Below are 23,554 nucleotides of genomic sequence, written 5' to 3' on the forward strand. Positions count from 1 at the left end.
GCACCATGACAGCGCTAGAGCACGAGGACAGCCCGGTCTACCTCAAGCTGCGCGCCAGCATCGCCGCGGCGATCCTGCGTGGGCAATACCGGGCAGGGGATCAGCTTCCGTCGGTGCGCGCGCTTGCCGCCGAACATGGCGCCAATCCGCTGACGGTGGCCAAGGCCTATCAGAGCTTCCAGGACGATGGTTATGTCGAGGTCCGTCGCGGCGTCGGCATGTTCGTGCTGCCGGGCGCGGTGGAGAAGCTGCGTATCGCCGAGCGCGAGCGCTTCCTTACCGGCTACTGGCCGCGCGTGAAGGAGCATATCGCCCTGCTCGGCCTCGACGTGCACGAACTGCTCGACCGCGAAACCGCCTGAACCCGGCAATGACGCGCTGGCCCGGCGCGGCGGCGCTGCTGTTTCTCGCCGCGCTTTCCTGGCTGTGCCTCGGCGCGCATGAGCTGATGCACCATGCGACCGGCCGCATCATCTGCGGCGCCTGGGGCGGCATGACGCTTTCAACCTTCGTCCTGCCCGACAACTGCCCGGCCTCAGCCGCATGGATCGCCGCGCTGGCCGGTCCGGCGCTGAGCTGGGCGCTGATCTATGCCGGCGTCGCGCTGCGTGGGCCGATCGGCCTGCTCCTGATCTTCGCCAATCTGCCGCTTGCGCGGGTCGTCACCGTGGCGACCGGCGGCGGCGACGAGCGGATCATCGGCCGGGCGCTGTTCGGCGAGATGCTGGGCTATCCGGCGATGCTGGCGTTCACGCTCGTGCTGGCCGCGCCTCCGCTGATCCATGCCTGGCGCCATCTGCCACAGCGCCACCGCATCCTGGGCTTCGTCGCCCTGCTGGTACTGCCGTTGCTGTGGGACCTTTTCTTCAAGCGCATGCTGATCGGCGCAATGCTGCCCGCCGAACCGGCATGGAGCGGCGTGCCGGTGGCGATCTTCGCCAGCCACGCGATCGCGCTCCTGCTGCTTGCGCTGAGCTGGCACAGCACCCGAGTGGAGTAACCCATGCTGATCATCACCGGCACCTTCCGCCTGCCCCCGGCCAATCTCGATGCCGCCCGCCCGGTGATGGCGGCGATGGTGGAGGGCAGCCGCGCCGAAGCGGGGTGCATCCATTACAGCTATGGCGAGGATGTGCTCGATCCCGGGCTGATCCATGTGACCGAGCAATGGGCGGACCGCACCACGCTGGAGGCGCATTGGGCGAGCCCGCATATCCAGGCCTGGCGCGCCGCCTGGCCGGAACTCGGCATCGGCGAACGCGACCTGACTTTGTTCGAGACGGACGCCGGCGCGCCCTGCTAGGCTCCGCTTCCATGGCGAAGGCCGACCAGATTCCTATCCGCTTCCGGATCGTCATCGAGCAGCCGGTCGCCGGCGTGCGGCACAGCCTGCAGGCGAAGGACGACATGCCGCTCGATCCGAAGACGTCGCTGGCGGGCGAAGCGCTGCATTTCGACTTCCCCGTGCGCTTCGAGCCCGGGCCCAAATTCTTCGGCGACCAGGTGCGTCGTGAAGGACCGGAACGGCGCTTCGTCTATATCCGCATCGGCCAGGCGGCTGGCGACCATGGCTCGCCCTGGTCGCGCCGGATGAAGATCGACATCCATGATATCGAACGGGCGCTGCTGGAGCAGGCGGCGCGCGGCGGCGTCCTCGAGATCACCGTCAACGGCACCGGCAAGGACGGCACCCCGGCCTGCGCCACCGTGCGCGCGAGCGGGCGGCGCGTCGTTCCGGCCTAGGCCCAGCTTCCCAGCATCTCCGCCACGGCGCGCAACACCTTCGGCTTCATCTGGACGAAGAGATGGCTGCTGCGCACTTCGATCGCGCGGCAGGCAGCACCCTCGCCTTCGCGGCAGATCAGCCCGTTCACGAACCCGTCGCTGCGGCTCCAGATCGCGGCGGAGGGCATGGGCAGCGGCCGCGCAGCTTCCCTGAGCCGGCCGACGACGACGGGATCGGTGATCTTCTCGCCGGTGAACAGCTGGAAGGGGCGCCAGACATTGGTGGCGCTGGGCAGGCCGGCAAAAGGCGAACTGATCGTCAGCACCGCGCGCACCAGCTCGGGATGCCGATGCGCGACGATGCGGCTCATCACCCCGCCCAGCGACACGCCGACCAAGGTGACCTTCTCGCCGGTCTCGCGCTGGATCTCCTCGACCCGCGCGATCAGCCGCTCGCATTCGGGGCCGACGGTGCGCACGCCGAAATTGCGGCCGAGCTTCCAGGGATAGGGGCGGTAGCCGAGCCGGCGCAGCATGGCGCGCAGCACGAAGTTCGAGCGATCGGTGTTGCACAGACCGGGCGAGACCAGCACCGGGCGGCCATCGCCCCGAGGAAGTCCGGCGAGGCGGAAACCCACGAGCTCGGCGATGTTGAGCGCGGCGCGCGCCGGCTCGATCGCAAGCGTGAGCCTGGGCGGCGGATCGGCGGCGGTCCTCGGTATCATAGCCACAGCATCACCCCCCAGGGCAGCGGCGTCCAGACCCCCATGCGCACTCCTGCCTTGCGCAGGCCCCGCCCGGTCCACTCGTTGCAGGTGTTGATAGCGCTATAGCCGCCCTTTGCGCTGTAGAAGGCGTCGCGCCCGCCATAACCGCGCACCACCGGCCCGGCCGCGAAGGTGCCGCGGACATATTCCACCAGCCGGCGATATTCCTCCTTGCTCAGCACCAGCGCGCGGACCGGCCCGCCGACGCGCGGCTCGGGGATATGCGCGACATGGAGCACGGTCGATCCGACCCCAGCCAGCGCCTTGGCGGTGCGCCACAGGTTGAGGTCGCTCCACCGGGCGGTGTGCAGATAGAAATCGCGATTGCCCCAGCCGAACGCCATGTACGGCTCGGCGCCGTAGCGCGGATCGGCGAGATGCTCGGGCCTGGCGACATCGCGGAAGGCGGCGGCGGGCAGGATCAGATCGGTATGCGCGCCATTGTCGGCGACATAGATTCGCACGCCCGCGGCCACCGGCTCGCGCCCGCCATTCACTGCCAGTCCGGCACCAAGTCCGGCGGCCGAGAGATAGAGCACGACCACCAGCACCAGCGCTCCCGCCAGCCGCAGCAATATCCGCAACACCGCCCTCCCCATTTCACGTCCGCCCCGCACCATGCTATGTCAGATCCATGGCGCAAGACACGCATGTACTCGACCGTCCGCCCGAAGGCGCGTCGGCAGACTGGACGATCCCGCAGAACTGGCAGGCCTATACGGCCGAGGAACACGCTACCTGGGACAAGCTCTATGAGCGCCAGGCGAAGCTGCTGCCCGGCCGCGCGAGCCAGGCCTATCTCAACGGCCTGGACGCGCTGCGCCTGTCCGAATCGGGCATCCCGAATTTCGAAGAGCTGTCCGAGCGGCTGATGAAGCTGACCGGCTGGCAGGTGGTGGCGGTGCCGGGCCTGGTACCCGACAATGTGTTTTTCGATCATATGGCCAATCGCCGCTTCGTCGCCGGCAACTTCATCCGCCGGCCCGACCAGCTCGACTATATCCAGGAGCCGGACGTCTTCCACGACGTGTTCGGCCATGTGCCGATGCTCGCCGATCCGGTGTTCGCCGATTATCTCGAAGCCTATGGCCGCGGCGGCAACCGCGCGCTCGAGCTGGGCGCGTTGAAGCAGCTCGGCCGGCTCTACTGGTACACGGTGGAGTTCGGGCTGATCCGCGAGGATGACGATCTGCGCATCTACGGCGCCGGCATCGTCTCATCCTCGGCCGAAAGCGTCTTCTCGCTGGAGAGCGCCAGCCCCAACCGCATCGGCTTCGACATGAAGCGGGTGATGCAGACCGACTATCGGATCGACGACTTCCAGCAGAATTATTTCGTTATCCCCAGCTTCGGCGAGCTGTTGCGCCAGACGGTCGAGACCGATTTCGCGCCGCTCTATGACGAGATCATCGGCAAGCCGGACATTCCGATCGCGGAGATCCTGCCGGGGGACGATGTCATCAACCGCGGCACGCAGGAATATGCGAAGGGCAAGGCTGCCTGATGGTCGGTTTCCTCAGGAAGCTGTTCGGCGGCGGCAAGCCGGCGCCGGAAGCGGAGGCGCTGCCCGAGCCGGACCTGACCCTTGCCCGGGCCGAGGAGGAGCTGAAGCTCAAGACCGAGTTCGCGATGGCGACTTGGGGCCTGGGCGAGGGCGGCACCTGGGAAGCCGATCTCGATGCCGGCACGATCAGCTTCACCAACGACAAGGGCTGGGAGATCACCGCGCCGGTGCAGGTGATCGGCACGTTCAACACGCTCGACGGCAGCTGGCTATGGGGCTGGGATCACCCGTCGGTACCCGAGTCGGCCTCGCATGACGCGCGGCGCGTGCTGGAATTCGGCGAGCAATATGGGCTGGCGGCGCTGACCACGCGCAAGATTCAGACCGACGAGACCGATGCCTGGACCTTCACCGCGCTGGCCTGCCACCTGGCCGGCGCGCAGGGCGGCTATCGCGGGCCGGCGGGCAGCACGCACGTGTTCATGACCTATGGCACCGTCTCGATCCGCAAGCCGGACGGGACAGACTCCAACTAACTGCTCCCCGGCGAACGCCGGGGAACCAGAAGGAATGCAGGTAGGCTAGCGTACTACCAGCTGCCGAAGCCCGGCGCCTCGCCCTTGCCGCGGCTGAGGCGGGTCACGCGCTCGGTGCCGTAGCGCACACGCTTGGTGAGCGTCAGCGTCGGCCAGTCGCCGCGATCGGTGCGGTTGACCAAGCGAAGCCCCTGGCGGCGATAGGCCTGGGCCACGGTCTCGGCCTGGGTCCCCAGCAGCCCCGCCAGGATCAGCGTGCCGCCCTCGGCCAGCACCGCACCCAGGCTCGGCGCCAGCTCGACCAGCGGGCCAGCGAGGATATTGGCGATGACGAGATCATAGGGTGCCCGGCCGAGCAGCAGCGGATGCTCGACGCCGGCGGCGGCTGCGAGCGCCAGTGCGCCCTGCCCGCCGCCGAGCGGCACGCGGTTGATATCGGCGTTCTCGGCCGTGACCTCGACTGCGCGCGGATCGATGTCCGAGGCGGTGGCATAGGCGCGCGGCCAGAGATGCAATGCGGCGAAGGCGAGCAGCCCGGTGCCGGTGCCGACGTCGAGGATGTTCTCGAAGCGCTTGCCCTCGGCCTTGAGCCGGTCGAGCGCGATCAGGCAGCCCGAGGTGGTCTCGTGGGTACCCGTGCCGAAGGCGAGGCCGGCATCGATGCGAAACGCCTTGGCCCCGGCCGGCACCTTGCCCTTGTTGGTGGCGGTGTGGACATAGAAGCGGCCGGCCTGGACCGGCTCGATCCCTGCCTGGCTGAGCGTTACCCAATCGGCGTCACGGATCTTCTCGGCGACAGCCTTCACGCCTCTGGAGCTGGGCGCCAGCGACTGCACCGCGGCAAGCGCGGCGCTGTTCGGCTTGGAGTCGAAATAAGCCTCGAGCTGCCACGCAAGCGGATCGTCCGCGATCACTTCGCTGGTGAGCAGCACCGGCGACGGCTCGATCTGGAACACCGCCTCGTCATCGGCGTCGATCGCCTCGGCCTCGGCGCGGGTGCAGGGCAGGATGAGCTTCCAGCTCGACATCAATCAATCTCCACAGGGCGCGCGACGACCACCTTGAGGGCGGGAATCTCGATCGCGCGATATTGCAACTTGCGGCCCTGGCGCATCAGCAATGCGACGCGCGTCGGGCTCTGCATCCAGATCTTGTCCACCCCATCCAGGCCGGTGAGCAGGAAGGCCTGGCGCCCGGTGGCGAGATCGCCGACCAGCACATCCTCCTTGCCGGCCTGCGCGCGGACGCGGAACAGATAGTAAGCGAAGGGCGGCTCGGGCTTCTTCTGCGCCGCGTCGCCGCCGGAGGCCCCGGCAAGATATTGGCGCTCGAGGATCCGCCGGCTGTTGTCGGGCAGAATCTTCCGGCTCGCGCCGCTGGCCTTGTCGAGCAGGATAACGTTGCGATCGTCCGCGGGTTCGCCAGCCGAATAGCTCCCGCCACCCCGTCCGATCGAACGCTCGGTCGCGATCACGATCTCGGTGAGATTGATGCCGCGCAGCGGCGTGACTTCCGAGACCGCGAACACTTCGTTGGCGGCCTTGGCCTCCACCTGCGCCGGCGCTTCCCGGTGGCGGGGGCCATCGTAGAACATCGCCACGGCCATCACGATCGCCAGCAACCCGACGATCGCACCGATCATCGCCAGCGCACCGATCACCAGCGCCCCCATCTGGCCGCCGAACGACGGACGCCACGGCTTGGGGGCTTCGACCGGCGGGCTATCGGACATAGCTGGCTCCGTTGATGTCGAGCACCGCCCCGGTCATCGAAGGCGGCGCGGAAAGCGCGCAGAAGCGGGCGAGCACCGCCACTTCATCGGTATCCGCGACCCGGCCGAGCGGGATGTCGGCGAGCAGCTTCTCGCCGCCGCGGCTGGCGAGATACTCGTCGGCCATGCCGGTCATCGTGAAGCCCGGGCAGATCGCGAAGGCGAGGATGCCCTGGCGCGCATAGCCGCGCGCGATGCTCTTGGTCATGCCGACCATGCCCGCCTTGGAGGCGGCATAGTGCCAGTGCGCCGGGCTGTCGCCGCGATAGGCCGCCCGGCTCGCCATGTTGACGATGCGGCCGGGGCGTCCTCCCGCCTGCCAGTGGCAGATGGCGAGACGGCAAAGCTCGGCGGAGGCGGTGAGGTTCACCCGCATCGTCCGCTCCCAGTTCGCCACCCAGTCGTCGTGATCGATGTCGAGCGGGTTGCTCTCGAACACGCCGGCATTGTTGATGACCACGTCGATCCGGCCGTCCAGCGCATCAAGCGCCTTCGCCCAAAGTGCCTGGGGTGCGGCGGGATCGGCGAAGTCGGCGGGCATGCCGCTTCGCGTGCCCTGGCCGATCAGGCGGACATTATCGTTCTTGAAGCTCTCGGCGATCGCGGCACCGATGCCGCGGCTCGCGCCGGTGAGGAGGATATGGCTGGCCATGCACCTGCGTAGCGCTTCGCCCGGTCCCCGTCATCCCCGCGGAGGCGGAGGTCCAGAGTAGCAAGTGCTGTCCTGCTTGCCCCTGGATCCCTGCCTTCACGGGAATGACGAAGTTCTAGGCCGCTACGCTGCTGGAGAAGCTCTCCGCGGCGGTGCGCAGCTTGTGGAGGCGGTCGTCGACTTCGGCCACGTCCTTCTGGAGCGTATCGATCTCGTGCGTCACCGACTTGGTGTCCTCGCGGATCGCGCCGATCGTGGCGGACATCGAGTCGGCGGCAAGCGCTGTCTCGTCCACTGCCGCGGTGATCGCAGTAACGGTCTGCGCCTGGATTTCCATCGCGCCGCGGATGCGGTTGGCACTTGCCTGGACTTCGCTGACCGTCGAGCGGATCGAGGCATTGGTCTCCACCGTGCTCTTCGTCGCCGACTGGATCGCGGCGATCTTGGCGGCGATGTCGTCGGTGGCGCGGGCGGTCTGGTTGGCCAGGCTCTTCACTTCCTGCGCGACCACCGCGAAGCCGCGGCCGGCATCACCGGCACGAGCCGCCTCGATCGTCGCGTTGAGCGCGAGCAGGTTGGTCTGGCCGGCAATGTCGCGGATCAGGCCGAGGATCGATTCAATCGACTTGGCGTGGTCGCTGAGCGCTTCGCTCATGCCCACCGCATCGGTCGCCTGGCTCGAAGCCCGCGTGGCGATACCCGCTGCTGCTTCCACTTCCATGCGTGCGTCCTCGATCGCGCGGATCAGGCCCGCGGCGGTCTGTGCCGCCTCGCGCATCGCCACCGCCGACTGCTCGGCCGCAGCGGCGACTTCCGACGCCTTGCCCAGCATCCCGCGCGCCGAGCCCGAGGCGCCCTGCGCCTGCACCCGGATGCGATTGGCGAGGCCGGTGGCCCCTTCGATCGACTCGGCGATGCTCGCCTTGAACTTCTGCGAACGGTCGCGGCGCGCCTGATCGGCATAGGCCGCGTCGCGCGCACCGAGATGGCCGGCCATCAGGTCGGCCTCGGCCATCGCCATGCGCTGGACGACGTCGCAGAGACGCCCCAGCTTCTCGGCATCGCCGGGCAGCGCCTCGCGCAGCGCGCGCATCGTGGCGCTATGGGCATAGGAGAAGGCAGCGACCACCGCCGGCAGCGGAATGCCCGCGGCATAGGTCTGGGTGGCATAGGCGCACACCATCTCGACCCATTCCTCGCTGAACGGCTTCTCGAACTTCACCGTGCCGTAGCGCGTGCCGTTGGCGACCTGCGCTTCGTAGAGCGCGGGATCGTCGAACACGTCGCGCATTGCCTGGCTCGCCGGCATCGCCTTGAAATGGACCCAGAAGCCCTCGGCGATCTCGCGCTGGCGATGGCCGATCAGCGTGACGATCTCGCGGCAGCCCGCTTCGATCGCACCATCCCAGTCATATTCGCGGCGATGATCCTCCACCGTCCGCATGCCGCCGCTCCAGCGGCCGGGTTCGCGTGCAACTACCATCATGTCCTCCCCCTCAGGCCGCGACCTTGGCGATGAAATCGCTGGCGCTGCCCTTCAGGCTGCCGAGTTGCCCCTCGAGCGCGGCAAAGCCCTGGCCGACCCGGTCGATCTCGCTCGCCACGGCTTCGGTATCCTCGCGGATCGCGCCGATCGTGGCGGACATCGAGTCGGCGGCTAGCGCCGTCTCGTCGACCGCCGCGGTGATCGCGGTCACGGTCTGCGCCTGGACTTCCATCGCGACACGGATGCGGTTGGCGCTTTCCTGCACCTCGGTCACCGTCGAGCGGATCGAGGCATTGGTCTCGACCGTGCTCTTCGTCGCCGACTGGATCGCGGCGATCTTGGCGGCGATGTCGTCGGTGGCGCGGGCGGTCTGGTTGGCCAGGCTCTTCACTTCCTGCGCGACCACCGCGAAGCCGCGGCCGGCGTCGCCGGCACGAGCCGCCTCGATCGTCGCGTTGAGCGCGAGCAGGTTGGTCTGGCCGGCAATGTCGCGGATCAGGCCGAGGATCGATTCAATCGACTTGGCGTGGTCGCTGAGCGCTTCGCTCATGCCCACCGCATCGGTCGCCTGGCTCGAAGCGCGCGTGGCGATACCCGCTGCTGCTTCCACTTCCATGCGTGCGTCCTCGATCGCACGGATCAGGCCCGCGGCGGTCTGCGCCGCCTCGCGCATCGCCACCGCCGACTGCTCGGCCGCAGCGGCGACTTCCGACGCCTTGCCCAGCATCCCGCGCGCCGAAGCGGAGGTGTGGCTGGCCTGGACGCGGAGCTGCTCGCCTTCGCGCGAGGCGCGCTGGACGGTGCCGCCGATCGAATCGCGGAAATCCTCGGCGAGCCGGTCGCGCGCCGCCTGGGCGCTGTGTTCGCGGTACATGTTGTAGATCTCGACCGTGATGTCGCCTTCCAGCGCCGACAGCCGCATCAGCGTGTCGATCAGCCCGGCGAGTCGCGCATTCTCGGCGCCGACACGGCGGATCAGGATCTCGAGCGCCGCCCGGTCGCTCGCGCTGATCATCGAAAGCAGCGCCATCGGCGGCACATTGGCGGCATAGGCAGCGGCAACCGAGCGCTCGATCGACTCGATCCAGGCACGGCCTTCGGGATCGAGGAAACGGTTCTTGAGGAAGACCACGCCGACATCGATCATCTTCTGCGTGTCGTCGGGCGCCCAGTTGCGCTCATCGGCGAAGCAGCGCAGCCACTGATGCCAATAGGCTTCGGAAACCGCGCGGATCTCGGGCTCCAGCGCTTCCCAGGCGGCGCGGCCGGAAGCGGCGAGCGATCCTTCGATATCGAAGATGCGCAGGCGCGCGCGCACATCGATGCGGGCGGCTACGGTGCCCGGCATGGGCAGGTCTTCGGACGAAACGGCGTTGGTCACGGAACAGTCCCCTGTGCGGCCGCGGGACGATCGGCCACTTGCTCCGCGATATGCGGGCGAACTGGTTAAGACCGGGTTAGTCAAGGCCCGATGTTGCGCATGCCAGCTTGCATCCGGCGACATGCGGACTAAGGAGACGGGCACCGACCGAGGAGGACTTCAATCTTGGCCAATGTGCGCAACACCGCGCGACCCCTGTCGCCGCATATGTCGATCTGGAAATGGGGCCCATCGATGGCGGCCTCGATCACGCACCGCGTCACCGGCAGCGGGCTGGCGACCGTGGGGACGATCCTGTTCGTCTGGTGGCTTGTCGCGCTGGCTTCCGGCCCGGCGGCCTATGCCTGCTTCCTCGACGTGTTCACGGTGAAGTCCGGCGCGCTCAACATCGTCGGCTATGTCTTCGGAATCGGCCTTACCTACTCCTTCTTCCAGCACCTGAGCACCGGCGTGCGCCACTTCTTCCTGGACCAGGGCGCCAATTTCGAGCTCAAGGCCAACAAGACGACCGCGCTGCTGACCTATGTCGCCGCGATCCTCCTTACCATCGCCTTCTGGGGCTTCATCATCTGGGGTAAGACCAATGGGTAACGGCACCAGCATCGGCAAGGTCCGCGGCCTCGGCTCCGCCAAGGAAGGCGCGCATCACTGGTGGCACCAGCGACTGACCGGCGGCGCCAACCTGATCCTCACTTTGTGGTTCGTGCTCAGCGTCGCGCTGCTGCCGGCTTATGATTTCGAGACGGTCCGCCACTGGCTGGCCCAGACCCAGGTCGCGGTGCCGCTGATCCTGCTCGTCATCGCCACCTTCTATCACTTCCGCCTCGGCCTGCAGGTGGTGATCGAAGACTATATCCATGACGAAGTGCACATCGTGCTGATGGTGCTGCTGAACTTCTTCACGCTGACGACCGGCACGCTCGCCATCTTCTCGATTCTCAAGATCGCCTTCACGGCAGGAGCTGCGCTCTGATGTCCGCCTACAAGATCATCGACCACACCTATGATGCCGTCGTCGTCGGCGCCGGCGGTTCGGGCCTGCGCGCCACCATGGGCTGCGCCGAGGCCGGGTTGAAGACCGCCTGCATCACCAAGGTGTTCCCCACCCGCTCGCACACCGTCGCCGCCCAGGGCGGCATCGCGGCGAGCCTCGGCAACAACACGCCCGATCACTGGTCGTGGCACATGTTCGACACCGTCAAGGGCTCCGACTGGCTCGGCGACCAGGACGCGATCGAGTACATGGTCCGCGAGGCTCCGGCCGCGGTCTATGAGCTCGAGCATGCCGGCGTGCCGTTCAGCCGCAACGACAATGGCACGATCTACCAGCGCCCGTTCGGCGGCCACATGCAGAACATGGGCGAAGGCCCGCCCGTGCAGCGCACCTGCGCCGCGGCGGACCGTACCGGCCACGCCATGCTCCACGCGCTCTACCAGCAGAGCCTGAAGTATGACGCCGACTTCTACGTCGAATATTTCGCGCTCGACCTGATCATGGAAGATGGCGCCTGCCGCGGCGTGATCGCCTTGTGCATGGAAGACGGCTCGATCCACCGCTTCCGTTCGCATGCCGTGGTGCTCGCCACCGGCGGCGGCGGCCGCGTCTACCAGTCGGCGACCTCGGCGCACACCTGCACCGGCGACGGCAACGGCATGGCGCTGCGCGCGGGCATCGCGCTGCAGGACATGGAGTTCGTCCAGTTCCACCCGACCGGCATCTACGGCGCCGGCGTCCTCATCACCGAGGGCGCGCGCGGTGAAGGCGGCTACCTGACCAACTCCGAGGGCGAGCGCTTCATGGAGCGCTATGCCCCGTCGGCCAAGGACCTTGCCAGCCGCGACGTCGTCGCGCGCTCGATGGCGATGGAAATCCGCGAGGGCCGCGGCGTCGGCAAGGAGAAGGATCACATCTTCCTTCACCTCAACCATATCGATCCGAAGATCCTGCACGAGCGCCTGCCGGGCATCACCGAGACCGGCAAGATCTTCGCCGGCGTCGACCTGACCCGCCAGCCGCTGCCGGTGGTGCCGACCGTCCACTATAATATGGGCGGCATCCCCACGAACTATCACGGCGAAGTCGTCCGCAATAAGGACGGCGATCCGGACTCGGTCGTCCCCGGCCTGTTCGCGGTCGGCGAAGCGGCCTGCGTGTCGGTCCACGGCGCCAACCGCCTCGGCTCCAACTCGCTGATCGACCTCGTCGTGTTCGGTCGCGCCACCGGTCTCCGCCTCAAGGAGCTGCTCAAGCCCGGCATGAAGCACAACGAGCTTCCCAAGGGTTCGGAGGAGTTCGCGCTCGGCCGCCTCGATCACTTCCGCAACGCCAAGGGCGAAAAGCCCACCGCGCAGATCCGCGCCGACATGCAGAAGACGATGCAGCGCCACTGCGCCGTGTTCCGCGACAGCGAGCTGCTCGCCGAGGGCGTGAAGCACATGGGCGAAGTCTATCAGGGCTTCCAGGATGTCGGCATCCAGGACCGCTCGCTGATCTGGAACACCGATCTGGTCGAGACGCTCGAGCTCGACAACCTGATCGGCCAGGCCGTCGTCACCATCGAGTGCGCCGCCAACCGCAAGGAAAGCCGCGGCGCGCACATGCACGAGGATTTCCCCGAGCGCGACGACAAGAACTGGATGAAGCACACCGTCGCCACCTTCGACGGCTGGGGCGGCAAGGGCGGCGCGACGAACATCGATTACCGCCCGGTCCACGACTACACGCTCACCGACGAGATCGAGTACATCAAGCCGAAGAAGCGGGTGTACTGATTTGAACGCGCACCAGGTGGTTCGTCGGGCGTGAAGCGCCTGCTCACCGCCTGGTGCATCGGCATCGCCGCCGTCGGCATCACGGTGCCGGCGGCGCTGATCCTGCCCCAGCCGGCCTGCGCCGACAGCTGGATGCCGCCCGAGACGGAAACCATCCTCACGCCTGGCGGCAAATGCCGGCTCACCGTCTTTCCACGCGACCTGTCGAGCCAGCTCGATTATTTTTCCGACAAGGTCGACGGCAAGGAGCCCGCGGGGCAGCAGCCCGGCGGCTCCGACGCGGCACACGCGCTGCTTGAGCGGCGTGGCCCGGATGGCCGCTGGCACCCGATCTGGCGCCGCGAGCTGATCAACGATGTGGCGCCGGTATATTCCTATGTCTCGGCTTCAGGCCGCTACGTCGTCACGCTCGACAATTGGCATAGCACTGGGTTGGGCGACCGCACCATCGTGATCTACGACACGCACGGCGGTACCCCGCGCCGTTTCGAGCTGCGCACGCTAATGGGCGATGACTATGTCGCCACGCTCCCCCGTTCGGTGAGTTCGATGCAATGGCATGGCGATGCCCGGATCTGTCGAGAAGCGCTCATCATTCCCGTCACGACACCGGACGGGGAGCATGAGGTCGAGATCGCACTCGACCTTTCCACGGGCAGCATCACACCGGTCGACGACTTCGAATGGCGAAAGGCACGGGCAGCGGCAGGGCCGGCACTGGCGGTGCTCAGGGCCAGCCTGCGGGCGCGATATGAAGCCCAGCGGTCGCCAATCCACGCCCCGCGCAATGCGGACGAGTTCGGATGGCATCACTATCTGGAAGAGGTGTGGTTCCGGACCGCACCCGACTGGCGGGAATATTATCCGACGATCACCGTGCTTCGCCTTCCCACTGCAGCCGACTACGCTCCCTCGCTCGGCTGGATGCACGAGGCATTTGCCGACCGCTTCGACAACTGGCCGCTGATGTTCGGCTCTGCAGACCAGGCCAATCTTGCGAACGTGCTGGTTGTGGAAGCTAGGCAGCTTCGCCCCGGCGCCTTGCGCGGTAACCGCGTCTATGTTGCGATCGACGAGGCCCTGTGGCCACGCATCCATGCCGCCCTCGCGCCGAGTGGTGCAACATTGATCCGCCTCGATCCGGCGACGCCAATTCCGCAACGTCAGGAACGCATGCCCGATCCTGCCATGCTTCTGGTGCAATAGTTCGCCAGCTGCGAACGGACCCTTTTCTTCGCACCGCCTCCCCGCCTAGATGCGAGCGACAGGGGGGCATCAAATGAGCGCATTCGAATTCATCTTCTCGTTCTTCGGGCTGCTGCTCGGCCTCGCGCTGGCCGAGGGACTGGGCGGCCTCTCGCGCGCGCTCAAGGCCAGTCACAAGGTGCGGATCGGCTGGGCGACCATCCTGCTCGGCGTCTTCGTCTCGTGCGATGTCGTGTCGTTCTGGATGTATGGCTGGGCGTTGCGCGATCTGCTGCCGCTCAACTGGCCGGTGCTGTTCTGCGGTTTCCTGGTGACCGCGGTCTATTATGTCGCCGCCTCGCTGATCTTCCCCGACGATCCCGAGGAATGGGGCGATCTCGACCTTTATTTCGACCGGCACCGCGGCAAGGTGCTGTCCGCCGTGCTGCTCTGCAATATCGCGCTGATTGCGACGACGATCGGTTTGGCCGGCACCAAGGGCATGTTCACCTTCCGGCTCTTCGTCCTCACCTGGTCCTTCTTCCCGGTGATCCTGCTCGCGATCGCGGCGCGGGACCGGCGGATCGTCATCGCCTGCCTGGCCTGGCTGATCGCGGTCTATCCGCTCACCGCCATCTGGCATTGAGGCACGGCGCTCCCCAGATGGCTTGACACCGCTCTCGCACCCGCGAGAGTGGTCGTTAACTAAATCGGGGGTTCTCGCCTGCCCATGCGTATCGCGTTCGCCATGCTTGCGGCGGTTGCCGCGCTCGCCGTCACGCCCGCCGCCGCCCAGTACAAGGCGCCCGAGCACAAGGCGGACTGGCCGGGGATGGTCTCCGGGCCCGACGGCATCGAAGGGCTCGATCCCGGCCCCGAGCTCCAGCGCGGGCGCTCGGCCAGGGCGATGCTCGCCGATACCCGCAAGCTCAACGTCGCGCTCAACGCGCTCCAGCCGCAGCGCAAGACGCTGGTCGACGCCTATGTCGTCTCGGTCGCGCTCGACAGCGATCCGGTGTTCGGGCGCGAGGCGCGCGAGGCCGGCAAGGTGCTTTCGCGCCGCTTCGATGCCGCCGGCCGGACGATCGTGCTGGGCGGCACCGCCGGCGCCATGCCGAGCGAGCTGCCGAACGGGTCGCTGACCAGCCTGACCCTCGCCCTCGCCCGCATCGCCGAGGTGATGGACAAGGAGCAGGACGTCCTCGTCCTCTACACCACGAGCCACGGCGCCAAGGTTGGCATCGCTTATCATGACGGCGACGAGGGCTATGGCATCCTCAGCCCCCGGCGGCTCGAATCCCTCCTCGACGAACTCGGCATCAAGAACCGGCTGCTGATCCTCTCGGCCTGCTATTCGGGCATCTTCGTCAGCCCGCTCTCCAGCCCCACCACCGCGCTGTTCACCGCTGCGTCGTCCGACCGGACCTCGTTCGGCTGCCAGGCGGACAATGACTGGACCTTCTTCGGCGATGCGATGATCAACCATGCGCTGCGCAAGGGCCAGCCGCTCGAAAAGGCATCGGACGAGGCGCGCATGCTGATCAACGACTGGGAAAGCATGGCGCGCGTCATGCCGTCCAACCCGCAAGTGACGATCGGCGCGGACGTCGCGACCTGGCTCGCCCCGCTCGAGGCGCGCATGCCGCAAACGGATACCCCACCCGTCGGCCGCCCGGCGACCGACATGCTCAAACGCGGCGGATAGCATGGCAGCCGAGGAAACCCTTCTGGAGCGGTTGATCCCGGGCGATCTGGAACACCAGATCCCCGCGGCGATCCAGAAGGCGCTTCCCGGCGGCTTCCGCAATCGCGTGCTCCAGGTCGGGCTCGGCCTGCTGATCACCTTCGGCTTCGCGTTCCTGGTCCGTCGCTGGGTCGAGCGGCGCGAAGCCCGGCGCCGGGTAATCGCACCCCGGCCCGCGGCCCCCACGCTTCCGCCCGCGCCACTGGAACCCGATCCGATCGCGGAAGTTACTGCGGCGATGACCGACGCGATCGACTCCCCCGCCACCCCGCAGGACGACGGCCAGGCCGCGCGCTACCCGCTGCTCGCCCGTCCGCACGTCGCCCTGTCCGGCCCGGTCGACCAGGCGATGTATGCCAGCTTCCGCGAACAGCTCGCCGCCGCCCCGCGCGAAGGCAGCCTCGTCGTCTCGCTTTCCACGCTCGGCGGCGATCCCGAAGTCGCCCGGCTGATGGGCGACGAGATCCGCCTGCTGCGCGACTATTCTGGCCGCGAGACGCTCTTCCTCGGCAAGGTCGCCGTCTACTCCGCCGGCGCGACCTTCATGGCCGCCTTCCCCGCCGACAAGCGCTTCCTCACCCGCGGCACCCGGTTGATGATCCATGAGCGCCAGATCCAGTCGACGCTCGATCTGTCCGGACCGCTGCGCATGCAGGTCGCCAGCCTCAAGGCCAAGCTGCACGAGATCGAGGAATCGGTGCGGATCGAGGAAGAGGGTTTCCGCGCCATCATTGCCGGCTCAAGCGTGCGTTTCGAATCCCTCGCCGAGCGCGCGCCGGCCAACTGGTATATCGAGGCGGAAGAGGCCCGTTCGCTCGGTCTGGTGCTTGATATCATCTGAGAGGTTGAGCCCGGCGGTTCGATTGGCTATCGCGCGGCCAAGCATAAGGAACCCCTCGATGGCCGAATTCCGCCTTCCCAAGAACAGCCGCATCTCCACCAAGGGCAAGGAGCACAAGGCGGACCCGGGCGCGAAGAACGTCAAGAAGTTCAAGATCTACCGCTACGATCCGGATTCGGGCGAGAATCCGCGCTACGACACGTTCGAAATCGACCTCGACGAATGCGGCCCGATGGTCCTCGACGCGCTCATCAAGATCAAGTCGGAGCAGGACAGCTCGCTGACCTTCCGCCGCTCGTGCCGCGAAGGCATTTGCGGCTCGTGCTCGATGAACATGGACGGGCGCAACGGCCTCGCCTGCACCACCGCGATCGAGGACATCAAGGGCGACATCCGCATCACCCCGCTGCCGCACATGGACGTGATCAAGGACCTCGTCCCTGACTTCACCCACTTCTATGCGCAGTACGCCTCGATCAAGCCGTGGCTGCAGACCGTGTCGACCACGCCCTCGGGCAAGGAGCGCCTCCAGTCGCCGGCCGACCGCGAGAAGCTCGACGGCCTGTACGAGTGCATCCTGTGCGCCTGCTGCTCGACCTCGTGCCCAAGCTACTGGTGGAACAGCGACAAGTTCCTTGGCCCGGCGATCCTGCTCCAGGCCTATCGCTGGCTGGCCGACTCGCGCGACGAGATGACCGGCGAACGCCTCGACAATCTCGAGGATCCGTTCCGCCTCTATCGCTGCCACACGATCATGAACTGCTCGAACGTCTGCCCGAAGGGCCTGAGCCCGGGCAAGGCGATCGCCGAGATCAAGAAGATGGAAGCCGAGCGCACGCTCTGATCCTGTGAACCAGCCCGGCCCCGAGCATTTCTTCTACGAAGATGATCCGGACCTGCCGGGCTGGAAGCGCTGGCAGATTCTGGACCAGGGCCGGTTCAACAGCTTCATCGGCTCGCTTTCGGTGAAGGCGAGCGGTGAGCGCACTGCGCTGGTCCGCCACCGCTTCGAGCGCCAGCACTCCAATTTGCGCGACCATATCCATGGCGGCGCGCTGGCCGGCTTCATCGACATGGCATTGTTCGCCGCCGCGCGCGGGCTGGGCGTACTTGCCGGCCCCGCCTCCACTGTCGACATGTCGATCCAGTTCATCGCCGGTGGTGCGATCGGCACCGATACCGAAGCCGAGATCGACCTGCTGCGCGAGACCGGCCGGATGCTGTTCCTGCGTGGCGTGGTCCGCCAGGGCGACGTGACCGTCGCCAGCTTCCTCGGCACCATCCGCAAGAGTTCGCCCCCGCCCAGATCATGACCAGCGTAATCGAGAAATACCGTGCCCTCGTTGCCGCGGGCGAGCTTCGCCCCGACCCCGAACAGGCCGCCGCCGCCGAACGGCTGAACAGCCTCGCCGGCGAACTGGAAGCGGTGCCGAAAAAGGGCAGCATCCTGTGGCGCGCACTCGGCCGCCTGCCCGAGCCGCCGCGCGGGCTCTACATCTGGGGCAGCGTCGGCCGCGGCAAGTCGATGCTGATGGACCTGTTCTACGAGACGGTGAACATCCGCCGGAAGCGCCGCGTCCATTTCCACGAATTCATGCTCGAAGTGCATGAGCGGCTCAACGAGGAGCGCAAGAAGGACACGCGCGATCCCGTCGTCGCGGTCGCCGATGCGATGGTCGAGGACACCCGCCTGCTCGCCTTCGACGAGATGGTGGTCAACAACCCCGCCGACGCGATGATCCTCTCGCGCCTGTTCACCGAGATGATGGGCCACGGCCTCACCATGGTCGCCACCTCAAACCGGGCGCCGCGCGATCTCTACAAGGATGGGCTCAACCGCCAGCTGTTCATCCCCTTCATCGAGCTGATCGAGGCGAAGATGGACGTGCTGACGCTGAACGGCCCGACCGACTATCGGCTCGATCGCCTGGGGCGGATGGATACCTGGCTGGTGCCGAACGGACCAGAAGCGACCAGGCAGCTCTCCGAAGCGTTCTTCCGCCTCACCGATTATCCGGTCGAGGACCGCGCCCATGTCCCGACCTGCGAGCTGCCGGTGCAGGGCGGGCGCGAGCTGCACGTGCCGAAATGCCTGAAGGGCGTCGCCGTCTTCTCGTTCAAGCGGCTGTGCGGCGAGGCGCGCGGCGCCGCCGACTATCTCGCCATCGCCCGGCGCTTCCACACGGTGATCTTGGTCGGCATCCCCAAGCTGGGGCCGGAGAACCGCAACGAGGCGGCGCGCTTCGTTACGCTGATCGACGCGCTCTACGAGCACAAGGTCAAGCTGCTCGCCGCCGCCGATGCCGAGCCGCAGGACCTGTACGAGACGGGCGACGGCCGCTTCGAGTTCGACCGCACCGTCAGCCGCCTGATGGAAATGCGCTCGGATACCTACCTGGCCGAGGGCCACGGCGAGCAATAGGGCGAGCATCCGTATGCAAGTCCCCCTCCCTTCCAGGGAGGGGCGCAGAAGCAACCAATCCCGATATATTGGTCTGGCCGAATGGCCTGACCCGCGATAGGCTCCCCGCAAAAGCAAAATAGGGAGAGACTATGCGCCTGATCGGGTTCGCGCTTGCGGCGTTACTGGCACCCATGAGCGCTTCGGCGCAGACCCTGGTCGCGGCCGACCTTCGCCCGGGCCAGAGCCTGGACGGCGCCTGGCACTGGTCGGTCGATCCCTATCGCGATGGCGTCGCCGGCTTCCATGGCGGTCCGCCTTCGGAAAGCACCGCGCGCTACCAGGACAAGATCCAGGCCGAGGAAGCCGAGAAGCGCCCGACCGCGCTGTTCGAGTTCGACATGCAGCGCTCGGCGATCACGCACCTGCCCGGCAGCTGGATCGGTCATGCCCCGGAGATGCGCTATTATCAGGGCCTGGTCTGGTACCAGCGGACTTTCGACTACACGCCGGTCACCCCGGGCAAGCGCGTCTATCTGCGCTTCGGCAGCGCTGATTACGCCGCCAGCGTGTTCCTCAACGGCAAGCCGGTCGGCAAGCATGTCGGCGCCTTCACCCCCTTCGCCTTCGACGTGACCGACAGGCTGCGCCCGGGCAGCAACCAGATCACCGTGGGCGTCGATTCCGCCCGCACCGACAGCGACGTGCCGCCGCCGGTCACCGACTGGGAGACCTATGGCGGCATCACCCGCTCGGTGCGCCTGGTCACCGTGCCCGAGACGTTCGTGGACGATGCGTTCGTACGGCTCGGCAAGGACGGCCGCATCGCAGTCTCGGCGCAACTGCTCGGGTCGCAGGCCGCGAACGCACCGATCCGCCTCGCCATCCCCGCGCTCGGCGCCACGCTCGAAGGGCGTACCGATGGCGAAGGCAGATGGAGCGCCAGCCTGCCGACGCCGCGCGGGCTGCAGCGCTGGTCTCCGGAGAATCCGAAGCTCTACGACGTCGAGATCGCCTCTGGCGCGGACCGCTTCGCCGATCGCGTCGGCTTCCGTACGATCGAAGTGCAGGGCGACCGGATCCTGCTCAACGGCAAGTCGATCTTCCTGCGCGGCATCTCGATGCACGAGGAGGAGCTCGGCAAGGATCCCGTCCGTGCGATGAGCCCCGCCGCCGCGCGGGCGCTGTTCTCCGAGATCAAGCAGGGTCTGCACGGCAATTTCGTGCGCCTGGCGCATTATCCGCATGACGAGGGCACCACCCGCCTCGCCGACGAGATGGGCCTGCTCGTATGGAGCGAAGTGCCGGTCTATTGGCGCGTCGCCTGGGGCAATGCCGATACGCTCGCGACCGCGCGCCGGATGATCGCCGAGAATATCCGCCGCGACCGCAACCGCGCTGCGATCGTGCTGTGGAGCGTCGCCAATGAAACGCCGGTATCGGACGCCCGCAACGCCTTCCTCCGCACGCTGATCGGGGATGTCCGCGCGCTCGACAACAGCCGGCTCGTCACCGCCGCGCTGCTCAGCGATCGCAAGGGCAAGGAGATGCGGATCAACGATCCGCTGGTCGGCGATCTCGATGTGATGGCGATCAACACCTACAATGGCTGGTATTCGGATGACCCGCTCGCCGCGATCCCGAGCTTCACCTGGGCCAGCCCGGTGACCAAGCCGCTGATCTTCTCCGAGTTTGGTGCCGATGCGCTCTATGGCTATCACGACGGCGCCGCGGCCCCGCACAAGTTCAGCGAGGAATATCAGGCCGAATATTATCGCCGCACCCTGGAGATGGCGGCCAAGGTGCCGTTCCTGCGCGGCCTCAGCCCCTGGATCCTCAAGGACTTCCGCTCCCCGCGCCGCCAGCACCCGGTCTATCAGCAGGGCTGGAACCGCAAGGGGCTGATCTCGGAGACCGGCCAGCGCAAGCAGGCGTTCGGCGTGCTCGCCGATGACTATGCCGCGCGAGAGAAGGCGGAGCGTTAGGCCGCCAGCGCCGCCGCCAGCTCCTGCCCCTTCCTCGTCAGCGCATAGAGCGGCAGCGGCGGGTAGCGGTCCTCGAGCCGGCGGCGGACCAGTTCCTCGTCGATCACTGCCTTGAGCGTCGTCGAGAGGGCGCGCGGGGTGACCGGGGCCAGCCGCGCCTGGAGTGCGCCGAAGCGGGTCCAGTCCGGCCCCAACCCGGCAACCAGCGGCAGCGACCAGCGCGGCAGGTCGCCCGCCCCCAGCCGCAGCCGCGCCCGCGCTTCCTCGATCCGCCCGCACAATGCCGCGACCGGGCGGCCGGCATCGCTCAGCACATATTCGGGGCGCAGCGGATGGCCATGGCCGGGGTTGGGCAGCACCCAGCCGCATTCCCTGAGATACGCCAGACAGCGCGACAGGCTGTTGTGCGGCAGGTCGAACGCGCGTGCCATCACCGCGAAGCGCGCGCCGTGCTCGCGGTGGAGCAGGGCCAGCACCGGGATCGCCCAGCGATTGGACTCCAGGGTGCGCAGCAGCTGCGCGGGATCAGGGGGAATTGACTCCATCACCAAATTCATATCGACTATATAAATGTAACCATAGAGTCGGAGAATCCAGATGGCAACCACGCTTGAAGCCCCTGCCCGCGCCGCGCTCGGCTATGATGGCGGCCTGACCTGCGCAATCAACGTCACCGATCTCGACGCCGGCATCGCCTGGTATCGCGACGTTCTGGGGATGAACCTGCTCTACCGCGTCGATGAGATCGCCTGGTGCGAGTTCGAAAGCCCGGTGGCGCGCGTCAATGTCGGCCTTGCCCAGCGCGAGAGCGTGATCCAGGGCGGCGGCGCGACGCTCACTTTCGGGGTTGTCGACATCGAAGCGGCACAGAAGGTGCTCGACTCCGCGGGCGTGCGGCAGGATGGACCGATCCAGGATATCCCGGGCATGGTCCGGCTGCTCACCTTCTACGATCCCGACGGCAATGCGCTGATGCTCTACCAGGATCTGATGCAGGGCGGCTGAGCCCGATCCGCGGGGCCGGGGAAGCGCCGCGCGCCCGCGAGCAAGGCGGCGCAACCCCTTATTGCAGTTGCGAATTAGTTGCAAAGATAATCGCGGCCCATCCTTTTTCATGGGTTGCGACTCTCCTATTATGGGCCTAAGCCGCCACCGCTTTCACCGGCACGCCGGTACGTGCGTGCTGGTGTCCGGTTGAACCAGACCCATAGGGAGTATCCATGGCCCGCAAGAAGATCGCGCTGATTGGCGCCGGCAACATCGGCGGTACGCTCGCGCACCTCGCAGCACTCAAGGGCCTGGGCGACATCGTCCTGTTCGACGTCGTCGAAGGCGTGCCCCAGGGCAAGGCGCTCGACCTGTCGCAGTGCGGCCCCGTCGAGGGCTTCGACGCCAAGATCATCGGCTCGAACGACTATGCCGACATCGCGGGCGCCGACGTGATCATCGTCACCGCCGGCGTCGCCCGCAAGCCGGGGATGAGCCGCGACGACCTGCTCGGCATCAACCTCAAGGTCATGAAGGCCGTCGGCGAGGGCATCGCCGCCCATGCGCCCGACGCGTTCGTGATCTGCATCACCAACCCGCTCGACGCGATGGTCTGGGCGCTGCGCGAATTCTCGGGCCTGCCGCACACCAAGGTGGTGGGCATGGCCGGCGTGCTCGACTCGGCGCGCTTCAGCCACTTCCTCGCCGAGGAATTCGGCGTGTCGGTCAAGGACGTGAACACCTTCGTGCTCGGCGGCCATGGCGACACCATGGTCCCGGTCCTCGAATATTCGACCGTGTCGGGCATCCCCGTCGCCGACCTGATCGAGATGGGCTTCTCGACCAAGGAAAAGATCGACGAGATCGTCAAGCGCACCCGTGGTGGCGGCGGCGAGATCGTCGCGCTGCTCAAGACCGGCTCGGCCTTCTACGCCCCGGCGACCAGCGCGATCGCGATGGCCGAGGCCTATCTCTACGACCAGAAGCGCATCCTGCCGGCTGCCGCGCACCTGACCGGCCAGTACGGCGTCGACAATCTCTACGTCGGCGTGCCGGTGCTGTTCGGCAAGGACGGCGTCGAGAAGATCGTCGAGGTCAAGCTGTCGGACGAGGCCAAGGCCAATCTGACGGTCTCGGTCGACGCGGTGAAGGAACTGCTGGTCGCCTGCAAGGCGATCGACGGCTCGCTCGCCTGATCATGACTGCGCAGCGCTCCGGCCTGCTCGCGATCGCCGCGCTTGCCTGTGCAAGCGTGGCTTCGCTGTTGCCGGCGCCCGCAATGGCCCAGGAGGCCACGCCCACGGCGCCCGCCGAGCCGGTGCCGCTGTTCCAGGCCGCCTGCATCAGCGGCGCGGTGCGGCTGAGCAAGAGCGTCGCCGAGCCGATGACCTTCGCCTCGCTGCCCGCCGCCGCGCAGCGCGCGCTCGGCGCCGGCACCGTCGCGACGCGCGCCGAGGCCGAGAAGCTGCCCGCGCCCACCGCGGCGCAGGTGCCCAACACCATCTACCGGATCTCCGGTGGCCAGCTCTATCTGCTGCCGCCCACCGCCCAGCCCAGCCACACTCCGATCGGCGATAGCTGCATCGTGCTGTGGTACGCGCTGTCCGACGAGGATTATCCCGCCGCACGCAAGCTCGTCCTGCCGAACGAGGACGCCGTGCCGCTCTCCGCACGCCCCACCGCCAGCGCGGTCGGTGCGTCGGTTGCCACTTCCGCTCGCGAGGACGTTCGCGTGACCGCCGCCGCCTATGGCGGCTGGGTCGTGCTGCGCTCCTCCTCCCTAACCGAATCCAAAGCGCCTGGAGCCCAGTGAACGC

The 23,554-nt window shown here is 67.2% G+C and carries 28 protein-coding genes; 20 read left to right on the forward strand and 8 right to left on the reverse strand.

What is annotated here, in order from left to right:
• Positions 1–5: 5 nt before the first annotated feature.
• Genes AAHM44_RS02300 through AAHM44_RS02315 form a run of 4 tightly spaced genes read left to right on the forward strand, consistent with a single transcriptional unit; the run spans position 6 to position 1,743 of the window.
• Positions 6–362 carry a GntR family transcriptional regulator gene (locus tag AAHM44_RS02300; protein WP_116840148.1) on the forward strand — a complete coding sequence of 119 codons (357 nt, stop codon included), beginning with the start codon at positions 6–8 and terminating at the stop codon, positions 360–362.
• A gap of 8 nt (positions 363–370) precedes the next feature.
• Positions 371–1,000, forward strand: a complete 630-nt coding sequence (locus tag AAHM44_RS02305; protein WP_342248880.1) for a hypothetical protein — start codon at positions 371–373, stop codon at positions 998–1,000.
• A 3-nt stretch (positions 1,001–1,003) separates the two neighbouring features.
• The gene (locus AAHM44_RS02310; protein ID WP_269573753.1) at positions 1,004–1,303 is read left to right on the forward strand and encodes a putative quinol monooxygenase; all 300 of its coding nucleotides are present in this window, start codon (positions 1,004–1,006) and stop codon (positions 1,301–1,303) included.
• An 11-nt stretch (positions 1,304–1,314) separates the two neighbouring features.
• On the forward strand, positions 1,315–1,743 hold the full coding sequence (locus AAHM44_RS02315) for a DUF5990 family protein (RefSeq protein ID WP_342248881.1): 429 nt from the start codon (positions 1,315–1,317) through the stop codon (positions 1,741–1,743).
• Here the strand turns inward: AAHM44_RS02315 and AAHM44_RS02320 are convergent.
• Positions 1,740–2,450 (reverse strand): esterase/lipase family protein, encoded by a 711-nt coding sequence (locus tag AAHM44_RS02320; RefSeq protein WP_269576556.1) that lies wholly within the window; start codon positions 2,448–2,450, stop codon positions 1,740–1,742. The two genes, AAHM44_RS02315 and AAHM44_RS02320, sit on opposite strands and share 4 nt — an antisense overlap.
• Positions 2,447–3,076 (reverse strand): TIGR02117 family protein, encoded by a 630-nt coding sequence (locus AAHM44_RS02325; RefSeq protein WP_269573751.1) that lies wholly within the window; start codon positions 3,074–3,076, stop codon positions 2,447–2,449. Before AAHM44_RS02325 ends, AAHM44_RS02320 begins: the two co-directional genes overlap by 4 nt.
• 50 nt (positions 3,077–3,126) lie before the next feature.
• Between AAHM44_RS02325 and phhA the strand changes: the two genes are divergently transcribed.
• On the forward strand, positions 3,127–3,996 hold the full coding sequence (gene phhA, locus AAHM44_RS02330) for a phenylalanine 4-monooxygenase (protein WP_342248882.1): 870 nt from the start codon (positions 3,127–3,129) through the stop codon (positions 3,994–3,996).
• Positions 3,996–4,532, forward strand: coding sequence for a DUF6882 domain-containing protein (locus AAHM44_RS02335; RefSeq protein WP_269573749.1), 537 nt, complete (start codon positions 3,996–3,998; stop codon positions 4,530–4,532). Before phhA ends, AAHM44_RS02335 begins: the two co-directional genes overlap by 1 nt.
• A gap of 53 nt (positions 4,533–4,585) precedes the next feature.
• On the opposite strand, the gene AAHM44_RS02340 is transcribed toward AAHM44_RS02335, so the two are convergent.
• The 5 genes from AAHM44_RS02340 to AAHM44_RS02360 all read right to left on the reverse strand — a co-directional run bounded on the left by AAHM44_RS02340 (position 4,586) and on the right by AAHM44_RS02360 (position 9,795).
• The gene (locus AAHM44_RS02340) at positions 4,586–5,560 is read right to left on the reverse strand and encodes a 50S ribosomal protein L11 methyltransferase (protein ID WP_269573748.1); all 975 of its coding nucleotides are present in this window, start codon (positions 5,558–5,560) and stop codon (positions 4,586–4,588) included.
• A complete protein-coding gene (locus AAHM44_RS02345; RefSeq protein WP_269573747.1) occupies positions 5,560–6,264 on the reverse strand; it encodes a hypothetical protein in 705 nt (234 codons plus the stop codon). Before AAHM44_RS02345 ends, AAHM44_RS02340 begins: the two co-directional genes overlap by 1 nt.
• Positions 6,254–6,955 (reverse strand): SDR family NAD(P)-dependent oxidoreductase, encoded by a 702-nt coding sequence (locus AAHM44_RS02350; protein ID WP_342248883.1) that lies wholly within the window; start codon positions 6,953–6,955, stop codon positions 6,254–6,256. Before AAHM44_RS02350 ends, AAHM44_RS02345 begins: the two co-directional genes overlap by 11 nt.
• 115 nt (positions 6,956–7,070) lie before the next feature.
• Positions 7,071–8,441, reverse strand: a complete 1,371-nt coding sequence (locus AAHM44_RS02355) for a methyl-accepting chemotaxis protein (protein WP_269573745.1) — start codon at positions 8,439–8,441, stop codon at positions 7,071–7,073.
• A gap of 10 nt (positions 8,442–8,451) precedes the next feature.
• On the reverse strand, positions 8,452–9,795 hold the full coding sequence (locus AAHM44_RS02360; RefSeq protein WP_260395968.1) for a methyl-accepting chemotaxis protein: 1,344 nt from the start codon (positions 9,793–9,795) through the stop codon (positions 8,452–8,454).
• Positions 9,796–10,029: 234 nt separating this feature from the next.
• Between AAHM44_RS02360 and sdhC the strand changes: the two genes are divergently transcribed.
• The 11 genes from sdhC to AAHM44_RS02415 all read left to right on the forward strand — a co-directional run bounded on the left by sdhC (position 10,030) and on the right by AAHM44_RS02415 (position 20,750).
• Positions 10,030–10,413: a succinate dehydrogenase, cytochrome b556 subunit gene (gene sdhC / locus AAHM44_RS02365; RefSeq protein WP_446745940.1), complete on the forward strand. Its 384-nt coding sequence runs from the start codon at positions 10,030–10,032 to the stop codon at positions 10,411–10,413.
• On the forward strand, positions 10,406–10,795 hold the full coding sequence (sdhD, locus tag AAHM44_RS02370; protein WP_269573743.1) for a succinate dehydrogenase, hydrophobic membrane anchor protein: 390 nt from the start codon (positions 10,406–10,408) through the stop codon (positions 10,793–10,795). The genes sdhC and sdhD overlap by 8 nt, the downstream gene beginning before the upstream one ends.
• Positions 10,792–12,594: a succinate dehydrogenase flavoprotein subunit gene (gene sdhA / locus AAHM44_RS02375; protein ID WP_342248929.1), complete on the forward strand. Its 1,803-nt coding sequence runs from the start codon at positions 10,792–10,794 to the stop codon at positions 12,592–12,594. The genes sdhD and sdhA overlap by 4 nt, the downstream gene beginning before the upstream one ends.
• A 30-nt stretch (positions 12,595–12,624) precedes the next feature.
• Positions 12,625–13,800, forward strand: a complete 1,176-nt coding sequence (locus AAHM44_RS02380; protein ID WP_342248885.1) for a hypothetical protein — start codon at positions 12,625–12,627, stop codon at positions 13,798–13,800.
• A gap of 73 nt (positions 13,801–13,873) precedes the next feature.
• Positions 13,874–14,425 (forward strand): hypothetical protein, encoded by a 552-nt coding sequence (locus tag AAHM44_RS02385; RefSeq protein WP_269573742.1) that lies wholly within the window; start codon positions 13,874–13,876, stop codon positions 14,423–14,425.
• An 84-nt stretch (positions 14,426–14,509) separates the two neighbouring features.
• Positions 14,510–15,484, forward strand: a complete 975-nt coding sequence (locus tag AAHM44_RS02390) for a C13 family peptidase (RefSeq protein ID WP_269573741.1) — start codon at positions 14,510–14,512, stop codon at positions 15,482–15,484.
• A gap of 277 nt (positions 15,485–15,761) precedes the next feature.
• The gene (locus tag AAHM44_RS02395; protein ID WP_269576554.1) at positions 15,762–16,364 is read left to right on the forward strand and encodes an ATP-dependent Clp protease proteolytic subunit; all 603 of its coding nucleotides are present in this window, start codon (positions 15,762–15,764) and stop codon (positions 16,362–16,364) included.
• 58 nt (positions 16,365–16,422) lie between these two features.
• Positions 16,423–17,208, forward strand: a complete 786-nt coding sequence (locus AAHM44_RS02400) for a succinate dehydrogenase iron-sulfur subunit (protein ID WP_184161923.1) — start codon at positions 16,423–16,425, stop codon at positions 17,206–17,208.
• A gap of 4 nt (positions 17,209–17,212) precedes the next feature.
• The gene (locus AAHM44_RS02405) at positions 17,213–17,677 is read left to right on the forward strand and encodes a PaaI family thioesterase (protein ID WP_269573740.1); all 465 of its coding nucleotides are present in this window, start codon (positions 17,213–17,215) and stop codon (positions 17,675–17,677) included.
• Positions 17,674–18,786 (forward strand): cell division protein ZapE, encoded by a 1,113-nt coding sequence (gene zapE, locus AAHM44_RS02410; RefSeq protein ID WP_269573739.1) that lies wholly within the window; start codon positions 17,674–17,676, stop codon positions 18,784–18,786. The genes AAHM44_RS02405 and zapE overlap by 4 nt, the downstream gene beginning before the upstream one ends.
• Positions 18,787–18,917: 131 nt before the next feature.
• Complete coding sequence (locus tag AAHM44_RS02415) at positions 18,918–20,750, forward strand: glycoside hydrolase family 2 protein (RefSeq protein WP_342248886.1); 1,833 nt, start codon at positions 18,918–18,920, stop codon at positions 20,748–20,750.
• Here AAHM44_RS02415 and AAHM44_RS02420 read toward each other — a convergent pair.
• On the reverse strand, positions 20,747–21,295 hold the full coding sequence (locus AAHM44_RS02420; protein ID WP_342248887.1) for a winged helix-turn-helix transcriptional regulator: 549 nt from the start codon (positions 21,293–21,295) through the stop codon (positions 20,747–20,749). The two genes, AAHM44_RS02415 and AAHM44_RS02420, sit on opposite strands and share 4 nt — an antisense overlap.
• A gap of 52 nt (positions 21,296–21,347) precedes the next feature.
• Here AAHM44_RS02420 and AAHM44_RS02425 point away from each other — a divergent pair, with 52 nt between their 5' ends.
• From AAHM44_RS02425 to AAHM44_RS02435, 3 genes are all read left to right on the forward strand, one after another.
• Positions 21,348–21,755: a VOC family protein gene (locus AAHM44_RS02425; RefSeq protein ID WP_269573736.1), complete on the forward strand. Its 408-nt coding sequence runs from the start codon at positions 21,348–21,350 to the stop codon at positions 21,753–21,755.
• Between the two features lie 215 nt (positions 21,756–21,970).
• Complete coding sequence (gene mdh / locus AAHM44_RS02430; RefSeq protein ID WP_184161941.1) at positions 21,971–22,933, forward strand: malate dehydrogenase; 963 nt, start codon at positions 21,971–21,973, stop codon at positions 22,931–22,933.
• A 2-nt stretch (positions 22,934–22,935) separates the two neighbouring features.
• A complete protein-coding gene (locus tag AAHM44_RS02435; RefSeq protein ID WP_342248888.1) occupies positions 22,936–23,550 on the forward strand; it encodes a hypothetical protein in 615 nt (204 codons plus the stop codon).
• Positions 23,551–23,554: the final 4 nt, after the last annotated feature.

It is taken from the genome of Sphingomonas sp. OTU376, assembly GCF_038440415.1.
GTDB lineage: Bacteria > Pseudomonadota > Alphaproteobacteria > Sphingomonadales > Sphingomonadaceae > Sphingomonas > Sphingomonas kyeonggiensis_A.